This is a genomic window from Ligilactobacillus ubinensis, assembly GCF_024160875.1.
Classification (GTDB): domain Bacteria; phylum Bacillota; class Bacilli; order Lactobacillales; family Lactobacillaceae; genus Ligilactobacillus; species Ligilactobacillus ubinensis.
This window is the reverse complement of record NZ_JAIULA010000019.1, coordinates 25,361-38,852: the sequence shown is the minus strand read 5'-3', so window position 1 is coordinate 38,852 and position 13,492 is coordinate 25,361. Positions and strand designations below refer to the sequence as shown.

General features: G+C 34.3%; 14 protein-coding genes. 2 read left to right on the top strand and 12 right to left on the bottom strand.

Annotation, left to right across the window (positions count from 1 at the left end; genetic code table 11):
* Window positions 1–155: 155 nt before the first annotated feature.
* The 12 genes from secE to LB941_RS09250 form a co-directional block, all read right to left on the bottom strand.
* Window positions 156–320, bottom strand: a complete 165-nt coding sequence (gene secE, locus LB941_RS09305; protein ID WP_253361487.1) for a preprotein translocase subunit SecE — start codon at window positions 318–320, stop codon at window positions 156–158.
* A 36-nt stretch (window positions 321–356) separates the two neighbouring features.
* On the bottom strand, window positions 357–506 hold the full coding sequence (gene rpmG, locus LB941_RS09300; RefSeq protein ID WP_253361519.1) for a 50S ribosomal protein L33: 150 nt from the start codon (window positions 504–506) through the stop codon (window positions 357–359).
* A 64-nt stretch (window positions 507–570) separates the two neighbouring features.
* Complete coding sequence (locus LB941_RS09295; RefSeq protein ID WP_253361484.1) at window positions 571–1,098, bottom strand: NYN domain-containing protein; 528 nt, start codon at window positions 1,096–1,098, stop codon at window positions 571–573.
* A gap of 1 nt (window position 1,099) precedes the next feature.
* Window positions 1,100–1,849 carry a 23S rRNA (guanosine(2251)-2'-O)-methyltransferase RlmB gene (rlmB, locus tag LB941_RS09290; RefSeq protein ID WP_253361482.1) on the bottom strand — a complete coding sequence of 250 codons (750 nt, stop codon included), beginning with the start codon at window positions 1,847–1,849 and terminating at the stop codon, window positions 1,100–1,102.
* Window positions 1,850–2,251, bottom strand: coding sequence for a Mini-ribonuclease 3 (locus tag LB941_RS09285; protein WP_253361480.1), 402 nt, complete (start codon window positions 2,249–2,251; stop codon window positions 1,850–1,852).
* Window positions 2,251–3,660 carry a cysteine--tRNA ligase gene (gene cysS / locus LB941_RS09280; protein ID WP_253361478.1) on the bottom strand — a complete coding sequence of 470 codons (1,410 nt, stop codon included), beginning with the start codon at window positions 3,658–3,660 and terminating at the stop codon, window positions 2,251–2,253. The genes LB941_RS09285 and cysS overlap by 1 nt, the downstream gene beginning before the upstream one ends.
* Before the next feature lie 252 nt (window positions 3,661–3,912).
* Window positions 3,913–5,397: a glutamate--tRNA ligase gene (gltX, locus tag LB941_RS09275; RefSeq protein WP_253361476.1), complete on the bottom strand. Its 1,485-nt coding sequence runs from the start codon at window positions 5,395–5,397 to the stop codon at window positions 3,913–3,915.
* A gap of 168 nt (window positions 5,398–5,565) precedes the next feature.
* Window positions 5,566–7,236, bottom strand: coding sequence for an ABC transporter ATP-binding protein (locus LB941_RS09270; protein WP_253361474.1), 1,671 nt, complete (start codon window positions 7,234–7,236; stop codon window positions 5,566–5,568).
* The gene (locus tag LB941_RS09265; protein ID WP_253361472.1) at window positions 7,229–9,004 is read right to left on the bottom strand and encodes an ABC transporter ATP-binding protein/permease; all 1,776 of its coding nucleotides are present in this window, start codon (window positions 9,002–9,004) and stop codon (window positions 7,229–7,231) included. Before LB941_RS09265 ends, LB941_RS09270 begins: the two co-directional genes overlap by 8 nt.
* Before the next feature lie 188 nt (window positions 9,005–9,192).
* Complete coding sequence (locus LB941_RS09260; RefSeq protein ID WP_253361470.1) at window positions 9,193–10,326, bottom strand: PIN/TRAM domain-containing protein; 1,134 nt, start codon at window positions 10,324–10,326, stop codon at window positions 9,193–9,195.
* A gap of 19 nt (window positions 10,327–10,345) precedes the next feature.
* A complete protein-coding gene (gene radA, locus LB941_RS09255) occupies window positions 10,346–11,722 on the bottom strand; it encodes a DNA repair protein RadA (protein WP_253361468.1) in 1,377 nt (458 codons plus the stop codon).
* Window positions 11,723–11,756: 34 nt separating this feature from the next.
* The gene (locus LB941_RS09250; RefSeq protein WP_253361466.1) at window positions 11,757–12,293 is read right to left on the bottom strand and encodes a dCTP deaminase/dUTPase family protein; all 537 of its coding nucleotides are present in this window, start codon (window positions 12,291–12,293) and stop codon (window positions 11,757–11,759) included.
* Window positions 12,294–12,408: 115 nt separating this feature from the next.
* On the opposite strand from LB941_RS09250, the gene LB941_RS09245 reads away from it, so the two are divergent.
* The gene (locus LB941_RS09245; RefSeq protein WP_253361464.1) at window positions 12,409–12,696 is read left to right on the top strand and encodes a GNAT family N-acetyltransferase; all 288 of its coding nucleotides are present in this window, start codon (window positions 12,409–12,411) and stop codon (window positions 12,694–12,696) included.
* 86 nt (window positions 12,697–12,782) lie between these two features.
* Entirely contained in the window at window positions 12,783–13,466 is a 684-nt protein-coding gene (gene rpiA, locus LB941_RS09240) for a ribose-5-phosphate isomerase RpiA (RefSeq protein ID WP_253361462.1), read from the top strand.
* The last annotated feature ends 26 nt before the right edge of the window (window positions 13,467–13,492 follow it).

Genomic DNA, 13,492 nt, shown 5'->3' with positions numbered 1-13,492 from the left:
TTACTCCTTAATATTAACCACATTTGTTTTTAATCAAAATAAAAAACCTCACGTTAACGCGAAGTCCCTCTACACTTTGTAGTATATCAAAAAGAGTCTACATTAGCAAACGCTTTTCTTCAACTCATTACCAAATTTCATTAATTACATGTCTTTTAAAGCAAGTTTAAAGCTGCTTGAATCAAATAATCAATTCCTGCAAAGAAAAGGATAAACATTACTGACATAACAACCACCGTTGTTGTATCGCGACGTGTTTCCTTGGCATTTAACCATGTTGTTTCTTTCATTGTTTTAACAACGCTCTTCATAAACTTCATTTAATAATCCCTCCGCAATCATTCACAAACTACATTTTACTTCGTTTCACGGTGAAGCGTATGCTGATTGCAATACCTACAGAATTTTTTAACTTCTAAACGTTCAACGCGATTAAGGTTCTCTGTAATTGTATAATTACGTGAACCACAAACTGAACATGCCAGAGCAATTTTTTTCTTAGACATCTTCATTCTCCTTCTATTTAATCATGCTAACTCTATCATGTTTTTTTATAAACTGTCAACCTTTTTACTTTTTGGTAGTCAAATCATCACGCAACTGTGCCAGTTTCTCAAGTTGCCCATTATCCCATGGTGAATGTCGCACTAAGTTTTGATCTTGATAGCGACGTGCCGTTGCATGAACCTCTTTATTAGCACGCTTAATATCTTGAAACAACTCCCAAGCTGGTTTTCGTAACGCCCCTTGCGAAAAAATTGTCCATTGTTCAGCTTGATCACTTGTTGCAACAGTTACTTGTGTTAGCCGATCCTGTAATCTACCAGCTAGCGCTTCAATATAACTATCTGCCGTCTGTCCTTCATCTGTCCATACCACTTCAAGATTGAACTCTTTATAACTATGTGAGATACCAGGGACAAACATTGCATCAAATACGACAATTATTTCTGAATTACTTTGTTTATGATAATTAGATAATATTCTTAATAGCTCATTACGTGCTTCTTCTAACTGATTGGATTTTTTGAGTTTATCTAAATTAGGCCAATTACCTATCATATTATAAGCATCCACAATCAATATTTGCTTTTTCATGCTAACTACCTCTTGTTGTAAACCCTTGATAAATCAAAAGACTACTTGCAACACTCGCATTAAGGCTTTGAACATGTCCAACCATTGGAATAGTTAACATTTCATCACATGTTTTTTTCACTAATGGTGAGATACCTTTCCCTTCATTGCCAATAACTAGGGCAACAGGTCCCTTAGCGTCCCATGTTCTAAAGTCACGTCCCTTGACATCAGTCCCAAAAATCCAAACACCTTGTTTTTTTAATTCATTAATTGTTTGGACTAGGTTAGTTACTCTAACAACAGGTACATATTCAATTGCCCCAGTCGATGTTTTAGCTACCGTAGACGTTAACTGCACTGCACGTCTTTTGGGAATAATAATACCATGCACACCCACAGCATCCGCAGTACGCATAATTGAGCCCAAGTTATGCGGATCTTCAATTTCATCTAAGATTAAGAAAAATGGTGCTTCTTCACGGCTTTTTGCTATAGCAAATAAATTCTCTAAGCTAGAGTATTCATAAGCCGCAACAGCAACAATAACCCCTTGATGATTTTGTCCATCTGCTAACAAATCTAATTTTGCTTTAGGAACCTGCGAAACAATAACTTTTTTTTGTTTTGCTAATTTAACAATTTCATGAATTGCATCAGACTTTAATCCTGTTTGCACAAAAACTTTGTTAACCGCTTGCTCACCTTTTAGTGCTGCAACTGCTGGATGACGACCTATAACAAAATCCTGCTGCTTAGCTTCTTCCTGCATCTATTTTTTACCTTCTCTTTCTACTGTGGTTATGCACCATTGAGCCAACTGATCTAAACGTTCTTCTTGTCCACTCAAATATAAGTACCCAAATAATGCTTCAAAACCCGTTGAAATTCTATATGTCATTATTGCTGTGTTTTTAGCTGATGTATGACTTTTGGCATTTCTACCTCTTTTGAAAAATTCCTCTTCTGTTGCCGATAAAAGTTCTTGTTCTTGCATTTTTTCAATCAAAAAAGCCTGGGCCTTTGCCGAAACAAAGTGCGTTGCTGTATGATGTAACTTAGTGGGTTTAGTTAGCCCTTCTTCTAATAAATGTCGTCTTATATACACTTCATAGATTGCATCACCCATATAAGCTAATGCAATTCCATTCATTTGTTGATAATCTGCTGTCATTAAATCCTCTTCCATCTTGTTCCTTGCGGGGTATCTTCCAAGACAATTCCCTTTTTCTTTAGTTCATCTCTTATTTCATCACTTCGTGCAAAATCTTTCTTTTCACGAGCTAGATAACGTTCTTCTATTAAGTTTTCAATCACACTATCAGTAACATTTTCATCCGCAAATTCAATTCCAAATATACTAATAATTTTATTGAATTCAGTTAATAAATAGTTGAGTGTTTTTTCTTCAACCGTTTTTCTTTCGGCGTAAACATTTAATTGTTTAGCCATTTCATATACTACTGCAATCCCATTTTGGGCATTAAAATCATCATCCATTGCCGTAATAAATTTTTGTTTATTTTGTTCAAATGCAGCTACAATTTCTTTTTCAAGAACTCCATCACTTGCATCTTTTTGCCTAAAGCGAACATTGGCAACCGCCGTTTTCAATTTCGTTAAATTGTTTTTAGCCTCTTCCAGGTTGTCATGATTATAGCGAATTGGACGTCGATATTGCGTAGTGGCCATTAAGAATCTTATTACTTGTGGGTCTACTTTTTTTATTATATCGTGCACCGTTACAAAATTGCCTAATGACTTGCTCATTTTTTCATCATCATCACCAATAGTAACAAATCCATTGTGCATCCAGTAGCGCGCAAATTGTTTTCCTGTTCTAGCTTCACTTTGTGCAATTTCATTCTCATGATGTGGAAATTCTAAGTCTTGACCACCTGCATGAATATCAATGGTCTCACCTAAATACTTAGTTGCCATCACAGAACATTCAATATGCCACCCAGGTCTACCCATTCCCCATGGTGATTGCCATGAAATTTCATTTGGTTTTGCAGCTTTCCAAAGGGCAAAATCTAATGGATCCTCTTTTTTGCTTTGATCAGTACTTGCTACACGTTGACTTGCGCCTAACTCCAAATCATCAACTGATTGTCCTGATAATTTACCATAGTTTTTAAACTTACGCGCGCGATAATAAACATCACCTTGTGATTCATAAGCAAAATCTTTTTTTACTAAGGCTTGAACAAAGGCAATAATATCATCCATTGTATCCATCACACGGGGATTTAGAGTTGCCTTTTTAACGTTCAAAGCAGCTGTATCTTCATAAAAGGCAGCAATAAATTTGTCAGTTACTTCCTTGACGCTGATTCCTAGTTCCTGACTTGCGCGAATAATTTTATCATCTACATCTGTAAAATTTGAAACATATTTTACTTGATAGCCTCGAAATTCAAAATAACGACGTACTGTATCAAATGCAATTGCACTACGCGCATTTCCAACATGAATATAATTATATACAGTTGGGCCACAGACATACATCAAAACTTGTCCCTTTTTTATTGGCTTAAATTCTTCTTTTTTCTTCGTTAATGTATTATAAAATTGTATCATACAACAATGCACCTGTTATAAAGATATAACGTCCCTTTCTTTACAAATAAATAATATTAACTATTATTATAGCATGTTAAATAACAATAAAAGAAGAGATACATAAAAAACAACTTTCTATGTATCTCTCAATAATTCAACTAATAGTATTTGATTATGAAAATCTTAGATAAGCATAAATACAAAATTTAGTTACCTTGCATAACTCACATCAAAACGTCTTATAAATCACAGTAACTCTACATTCAAGTTTTATATTTCAGCCAACGTTTGGTTTAAATGATTTAAGACTTTTTGACGACCTAACAATTCAATTGACGGTGCTAATTCAGGACCGTGCATTTCACGCGTAGTTGCAATTCGAATTGGCATATACAACTTGCGTCCTTTAATTTTTGTTTCTTTTTGAATTTCTTTAATTGCAGCCATAATAGAAACACCATCGAACAATGGTAATTCATTAATCTTTTGTGCAAAAAGATTTAAGACCGTTTTAGCTGATTCTTCAGCCAATTCTTTTTTAGCATCTTCCGTTAAAGCAGGAGGATTTTCAAAGAAAACATCTGCCATTTCTACAATTTGTCCTGTATATGACATTTGATGCTTATATAGACTAATTAATTTACGGGCCCATTCAATTTTTTGTGCATCTGGATTAGCTTCAATTTTTCCTGCATCAATCAACTGCAATAATGCGGAATGTACAATTTCATCTTCACCTGCACTCTTAACATACTGGTTATTAATCCATTCAAGCTTTTTGCCATCAAAAGCAGCTGGTGATTTACTTAAGCGTTTAGGATCAAACATCTTAATAAATTCTTGGCGTGTATATATTTCATCTTCACCAACCGGCGACCAACCAAGTAAAGTAATGAAATTAAACATTGCATCTGGTAAATAACCAAGCTTACGATATTGTTCAATAAACTGCAAAACAGTTTCATCACGTTTACTCAATTTTTTGCCTGTTTCTGTATTAATAATCAACGACATATGTCCAAATTCAGGCGCTTTCCAACCAAAGGCTTCATAAACAACTAATTGCTTAGGTGTATTAGCCACATGATCATCGCCTCTTAAAACATGGGTTATTTCCATCAAATGATCATCAACAACAACCGCAAAATTATACGTTGGCATGCCATCTCGTTTTTGAATAACGAAATCGCCCCCGATAGTACTAGCTTTAAAACTGATATTGCCTTTAACAATATCATTCCATTCATAAGTTTTATCCTGTGGAACGCGAATTCTGATTACTGGTTTTAAGCCTTTTTGCTTTGCTTCTGTTTGCTTAGCTGTAATTTCTTCAGCAGTCATGCCTTCGTATTCATAAACATAGCGAGGAGCTTCACCATTAGCCTTTTGTTCTTCACGTTGTGCAGCTAACTCTTCTTCAGTCATATATGATTCATATGCTAAATCTTTATCTACTAATTCTTGGATTAGTGGTGTGTAGATAGCTTTTCGTTCTGATTGACGATAAGGACCATAATCACCTGGTTTATCAGGACCTTCATCCCAATCCATACCTAACCACTTTAAATTGTCTAATTGGCTTTTCTCACCGTCAGCAATATTTCTTTTTAAATCAGTATCCTCGATTCTGATTACAAAAGTTCCTTTATTATGTCTTGCAAACAAATAATTAAATAATGCTGTTCGTGCATTACCAATATGCAAATGTCCGGTAGGACTAGGAGCATAGCGAACACGAATTTTATTTTTTGCCAAATTAAACGCCTCTTTCTATTAATTTCAATTAGGATTGTTTCATTAACAATCCCTATACCTGTTATATAATACAATGAAAAGACGTAAAAAGAAATAGTTTTCTTTTACATTAGTCATTTCTCTTTTCTTTCAAAGATTTTTACAGCAATTACATCTAAACATTATTTACTATTTTGTCCGAATAAGTTTTTTATCAACTATTTTATAAATGACATCACTACAAGCTACTGTGCTAGGTCTATGTGATATTAAGAAAACATAGCCTTTACACTGATCACGAATAACTTGTAAAAATGCGGCTTCATTAAGTGAATCTAAATTACTGGTTGGCTCATCAAATACATAACAGTCTGCATTTTTTAATAACGCTCGTGTCAATTCAAGCCGTTGCAATTCTCCTGCAGAAAAGATTTTTTGTTCGCTTGAAATAATAGTGTCTAATCCTTGTTTGGTTGCAAGGACTTTTTCTTTTATATGACATTTTTGTGCTGCAACTAATATTTGCTCATCTGTAATAGCTACATTTCCAAAAGTTAAGTTTTCACGAATTGTTTGCTTGAAAATTTGCGGTATTTGCGGAATATATGCTATATGTTGTTGAATATCTTTAGCATTATATTGTTTTAAATCGTGCTTATTTAGTTTAATTTCACCGTTAGTTACATTATACCAACGCATGATTAGTTTCATTAATGTACTTTTACCTGAGCCCGATGGTCCAATTAGCCCAATAATCTTATGCTTTTCAAAAGTTGCACTTACATCTTCAAAAATAGCTTGCTTTCGTGTTGGATATGCAAAAGCAATTTTATTAAGTTCTAACTCATCAATTGATTCATTAAAGGCCACCCCGTCTTTATTAAATTCAGGTTCATCCAGTAACACAAAAACCTGTCGCGCTGCATTTATTGCCCTTTTAAAGCCTAGGGGTAATCTGCTTAGTTCAAGGTATGGTGCAAATGAAGTTGCGAAAATTATAATTGCGGTAACTCCTTTTTGCAAATTAATAGTTTCATGTTCAATCCCTAAAAGAGTTAAACTAGCAAAAACAATTAAGGCTAATCCAATCACAAGAAAGGTCACTGCAGATTGCAGATATTGAGCAACTGAAACATCTTTTTCTTGTGCATTTACTTGTTTGCTTTTAGTTGTTAACAAATTAAAATATCGTTGCGTTTGCTTAAACTGAACTAATTCTTTCATGCCTTGTAGGCTATCAGAAAAATATGAAATATATTTTTTTCTCGCTATAGCTTGTTTTTTCAGTAGCGGTTGCAAATAAGCTGCAAATACTTTAGGTAACCCAACCGCTAAAATAGCATATGTTATAAGACCAATAATAGCTAAACTAGGTGCTACATTCCAAAAATACAGTGTCAAAATTAACGTTATGCTACTTGCTGTTAATATTGGCGGAATGGTATGTGCAAAAAAGACCTCAAGTGCTTCAATATCTTCACTAATCATTTTTAACATACTACCACTGTCTTGATTATCTAATTTAGCTGGCGCTAACCGTTGTAATTTTTGAAACACTAATTTTCTGAAGTTTGCTAACGTTTTAAATGCTACGTAATGACCAAAGTAATGTTCGCCATATCTGAATAAGCCACGCAAAACGCCTAAACAAAACAATACTAATAGCATTGTTATTTGTGGCACCTTACCCGCTAAACCCTTAAAGCCTAAATCAACAATTATACTTGGAATTAGGATAGTCGCTAAAAAACCCAGTACAGCAAACACGACAGCGATACCTATTTGCAATTTTAAATGTTTAACTAACCCCATCATTCTCTTAACTAATCTTCTAGTAGAAATTTCAGCTGGATTATTCATGTAATATCGCCTCCAATCTATTTTGTGTTTCAACCAATTGCTTAAACTCGGATACAGATTCTAATACTTTTTGGGGTTGTCCTACTGTATTTTCCCGTTTTTTATTAATAAAGAGAACTTCATCAGCTTGAATAACTTGCCGCATTTTATGCGAAATAAATACCACAATTGCATTTTCTGCTGTTAATTTAATGTAATCGAATAATATTTGTTCCGTTTCGCTATCTACGCTTGAAGTCATTTCATCAAAAATATAAATTGATCTTTGCGCTAATAAAGCACGTGCACAAATAATTTGTTGTCTTTGCCCCGGAGATAATAATTTTCCATTCTCGCCTACTCTAGTATCTATTCCTTCAGGCAATTTATCTACAAACGCTAATAAATTTTTTTCTTTTAACCAGTCTAGAAGTTCTTTTTTGTTCTTTGTTGTCCCCAATGTCAAATTTTCGTAAATACTTGTATTAAACAAATATGAATCGGGAGATACATACAATACTTTTTGTTGAACCATTTGTACATCAACTTTCGCAATATCCTGCGTGTTAAATAAAATTTCCCCTTCTGTTGGCTTTAGTTGCTTTTGAATTAACTTAGCTAACGTCGTTTTGCCTAACCCACTTTCACCTGCAATTGCAAAAATGTTCCCTTTTTTGATTTTAACGGTTATCTTCTTCAAGATTTCATTGTTATCATAGCTAAAGCTCAAGTTTTTAAGCTCTATTTGTTTAATATCATCCTCTAAATTCTCTGTTTTTACTTCTTTATCAATTTCGTCTACACTATCTAAAAAACTATATATTCTGTCAGCCATTCGTGTATTCATCATTACTAAATGCATACCATATCCAGATTCTCGAATAGGCGCGAAAAATTCTGCTGCAATTAAAACAAAAAACAATAAGCTTGCTAAGGACAATTGTCCATGAGCTAAAGCTAAAACTGCAAAAAAGCCGGAAACACCTACTCCAATATACATAACTCCATCCATATAACCTACAGATTGTAATTGAAATTTTAATAACTCCATCGTTGAGAGTCTGAACTGTTCTGCTTTTTTGACAAAACTCTTTGCATACTTTTCATCTACATTATAAGTATATAATGTATTCATTCCCTTCAAATCATCTATAAATAAATTACCTACATCCATATAGGTCGCCCAATAATGTTGCATTATTTTACGCGATCTTTTTTGCATAAAAACAATTGAAATTGGAATAAAAGGTAAACAAATTAAAAAGATTAACCCACCTAGCGGAAAAATAATAGCAACAATAACTAACACCGTTGCACAATTAAAATATGTTCTTAGCGAACTAGTCAAATATCGATTAAAATATGTGTCCAAAGTATCAATTCCTTGGGAGGCGATTGTTAATATATCTGCTACAGAAGTTTTATGCTCAAATTCGCCACTATGTTTCTGAAACACTTCAAAAAAACGTTGTTTCAAATTATTTCGCGCATACTGCGAAGCCGTTCCTTGATATTTACGGGCTAAAAGTGCTACTCCAAATCCAAAAACACTTAGAATTACTAATTGCCAAAAAAAGACCCCGATATTAATTTTCTTCTCTAAAAAAAGTTGCGCAATAATTTGTGCAATTAGATAAAATGAAGCAATTCGTGTTAAAAACTGTAACCAGCCTAGAAAAGCTGCTAAGTATAAGTCACGTTGATAAATTCCTATTTCAGCTTTCAAACGTTTCAATAATGCTTTACGTCGTGAGCGCGATATTTTCTCTGGTTTTTTTGTTTGTTCCATATTAGCTTGCTCCTTTTAGATTTTCTATATCGAATCTAACTTCTAGTTAGTGATAACTTAAATATTAATCTAATTACAGTTAGCCATGCAAGGAATAATAGTTTTATACCCAAAATAGAATATTAGCTATAGAAAGAAGACTAAATATAGCAGCTATTACCCACTACATTTAGTCTTCTTTCTATGATTTAATTTTTTTCATTTAATTCTCGGCGTGAATGTGCTGGCTTTGCAAAAATCATTCTTCCTGCATCTGTTTGTAACGCACTTGTTACCTCAACTTCGATTGTTTTGTTCATAAAGTAGCGTCCGTCTTCAACTACAATCATTGTCCCATCGTCAAGATACGCAACACCTTGTTGTCGTTCTGTCCCATTTTTAATTACCATTACATCAAGTTTTTCACCTGGAATAACCCGTGGTTTTAAGGACTTAGCTAAGGCATTAATATTTAAAACCCGGACATTTTGAAATTCGCTTACCTTGTTCAAATTATAGTCATTTGTTACAATCTCTGCATCTAACATTTTTGCCAGTTTAATTAGCTTGCTATCTACTTCTTGAATATCCTCAAAGTCTCCGTCATACATTTCTAGTGGCACGATTTTTTCAGAGCGTAGTTTGTTTAAAATATCTAAACCACGTCGTCCACGAACACGTTTGATACTATCACCAGAATCCGCAATATATTGTAACTCATATAAAACAAAATTTGGTACAATTAATGTTCCTTCTAAAAAACCAGTTTTAGCTAAATCAAACACACGTCCATCAATCAAAATATTTGTATCCAATAACTTATATTTATGGAAATTATCGTCAACTTTCCGTTCCAAAACCGTCTCTTCTGATTTTTGTTGCGTCTGTTTAGTCGCATCAGTCTCTGCTTTGTGTCGTAACGCAAAAAGACGCGGTAAATCATTAAAACGCGTTTTCCCCACGACATAGCCCATGTAGCCAAAGATAATCATCAAAACAACCGGTAATACTGTATTAAAAAAGAATAATTGCGAATGCGAGAAAAGGGTTGAAATTAACGCCGCAATTATCAAGCCAACGATAATCGAAACACCTTCTGTAATAAGAAACTCCGGTTTTTGATGGGTTAAGCCACTCTCAATTTTTTTTATGATTAATTCTAAAGGATTAGTTAGCGCCATTCCAACTAATGATAGGATTATTAAGCCCAAGAACATATTCATTACTGGATTAGCTATCCAAGCTTGTTTAATGTTCATTAGACGCCATATGGCTGGAAAAAAGGAATAGCCTACTCCCACGCCTAAAATAGCGAAAATGATTTTTATCAATTTTTTACGCATAAATTCTGCTCCTCTCACTCTAATTAAAAGTTAATCGCAGTGTTTCATTCAATGTTTTAACACCAATTACTTGAATGTTATTGGAAAACTCTAAACCATCTAGATTATTTTTAGGAATAAATATTCGTTTAAAGCCTAGTTTTTCCGCTTCTGCAACTCTCTGACCAATTCTAGTTACACTGCGAACTTCACCAGTCAAACCTAATTCACCGATAAAGCAATCATTCGAACGTGTTTCAATATCACGGTAACTTGATACAATACTTATAGCTATCGCTAAATCAATAGCTGGTTCATCAAGTTTTACCCCACCAGCTGTTTTTAAATAAGCATCTTGGTTCTGTAACAATAATCCTGCTCTTTTTTCAAGTACTGCCATGATTAAAGATGCACGATTATGATCTAAGCCGGCCGTAGTTCGTTTAGCATTGCCAAAAGCAGTTGGAGTTACTAACGCTTGTAATTCAACTAAAATAGGCCTCGTTCCTTCAAGTGAAGCAACAATTGCCGAACCTGTAGCTCCTTTTAGTCGCTCTTCTAGAAAAATTTCCGATGGATTATTCACTTCATATAGCCCACCATCACGCATTTCAAAAATACCGATTTCATTAGTAGAACCAAATCTGTTTTTTACCGCCCGCAAAATTCGGTATGTTCTTTGCTTGTCACCTTCAAAGTACAACACTGTATCAACCATATGTTCCAAAATCTTAGGACCTGCAATAGCTCCACCCTTAGTTACATGACCCACGATAAAGATTGTTATCCCATTCGTTTTAGCGAGTTGCATTAAATCTGCTGTTACTTCTCTAATTTGTGCCACACTGCCTACAGCTGAAGACATTTCTGGTTCCTGCATCGTCTGGACAGAGTCAATGATAACATATTCTGGATTTAAATCTGCTATGCTTTGGCGAATTGCATCCATATCAGTCTCAGGATAAAGATAAAATTCGCTTCCTTTAATTCCTAATCGGTCAGCACGCATCTTTATTTGAGTGGCACTTTCTTCACCTGAAACATATAAAACTTTACTTTTAATGTGCGCTAATTGCCCTGAAACTTGTAACAATAATGTCGATTTCCCAATTCCTGGATCTCCACCAATCAAGACCAAGGATCCTGGTACAATTCCGCCTCCAAGAACTCTGTTCAATTCACTTAGTTCAGTTTTAACTCTTGGCGCTTCTTTAGTTGAAACTTGATCAATTAATTGGGGCTTTACTTTAGTACCAGCAATTGTTCTACGGGGTTTGGAGTTTGCAGTTGTCTCTTTTTTTTGTTGAATTTCTTCAATTAATGTATTCCACGCACCACAGTTAGGACACTTTCCAAGATATCTTGGTGAAACATATCCACAACTCTGACAAACATATTGCGTTTTTACTTTTGCCACCTGTTTTCAACCTCTTCTCTCGCTCCTCGAATAATTAACGACCTGACGACCCAAAGCCACCTTTTCGTTCCATAGTTGGTGCTTTTTCAGCATCAGCCACTAAATATGGCATAAAAATTCCTTGCCCAACTCGCTCACCTTTTTTGATTACTTGATCCCGAATACCTAAGTTAACTAATTGAAAAAAGATTTCTCCTTCATTAGACTCATTATTGTAGTAATCAGCATCAATAATGCCAACACCATTAGGTAAAATTAATCCTCTTTTCAGTGGATTACTAGATCGATTAGCCAACATTAAAAACTCATCTTTTTGCATATATGCTTTAATCCCTGTTGGTACTAAATATGGTTTTAAAACTTTTTTAGCTTGTAAAAAATCAGCTTCACTTAATTGACTCTTTTTACGAATTGCATGTAATATTTTTATAAAGTTTAATTTCCAGATACTTGGTAATACAAAATCTTCGCGTGCAAAAAAATCATACCCTGCAGCATTTTTAGTTGCCCTAACGGGAAGTTGTAAATTTTCTGCACTATACTTTGAAACTATTTGAAATCCTCTTTTCACCTTTTTAACCTCGCTTATAGATACTTATATTCTATGATACCATTCTTTTCTAATTGCTTCACGTAAAACCATGACTTTATATGATATAATTAATTAAAGAAATGGGGGTATATTTATGAGCAATTATCAATGGCAGCACAATTCACTAGACTATTTGGACGACTCTAACAATAAAATCGCAAATATTGGATTTAAATTAATTAACAACGATACAACTTATGTTGTGGAACATACATGGGTTTCAGAAAGTGCTCGTGGTCAAGGTTTAGCCGGAAAAATTACTGTTCATTTTTTAGAACACATACGCACAGAAAAAAAAGATGTTGTTCCACTTTGCCCTTTCACCCAGAAGTTTTTCAAAAGTCATCCCGAATACTCTGACTTACTCAAAAATAAAGAGTAAAATTAATAGACGAGAGCTCTATTTTATATAGCAACTCGTCTATTTCTATGAAGATAAAGAATAATGTAGAAAGCTGGTCGTTTTTTATGAATCAAAATCAATTAAAAAAGCTCGTTGGTAAAAAATCAGTCGAATGGGTCGAAAATAAGATGGTCGTTGGCCTCGGTACCGGCTCAACGGTTAAATTCATGGTAGATGAATTAGGCCGGCGTGTTAAAGAAGAAAAGCTTGATATTATTGGTGTTACAACCTCAAATGTAACAGCCAAACAAGCAACTGAATTAGGGATTCCTTTAAAATCAGTTGATGAAGTCAGTCATATTGACTTAACGATTGATGGCGCTGATGAAATAAGTACTGATTTTCAAGGTATCAAAGGTGGCGGTGCCGCTTTACTATTTGAAAAAATTGTAGCAACTAATTCTTCCAAAAACATGTGGATTGTTGATGAAAGCAAACTAGTCAATAAATTAGGTGCTTTCCCTCTTCCCGTTGAAGTGGTTCCTTACGGAAGCCAAAAAATTTTTGACCGCTTTGAACAAAATGGACTCAATCCTACTTTCCGCAAAAAAATAGATGGTGGTCTTTTATTAACTGACTCAGACAACTACATTATCGATTTACATTTAGGTACAATTGATCATCCACATGAACTAGCTAATTATTTAAATAAGCAGGTTGGAGTTGTTGAACATGGTCTATTTCTAGATACTGTTGACACAGTCATTGTTGGCCGTCAAGACGGGCCACAAGTTTTGCAAGCTCATTAGCTAAACATTTATATTTACTTACTTGT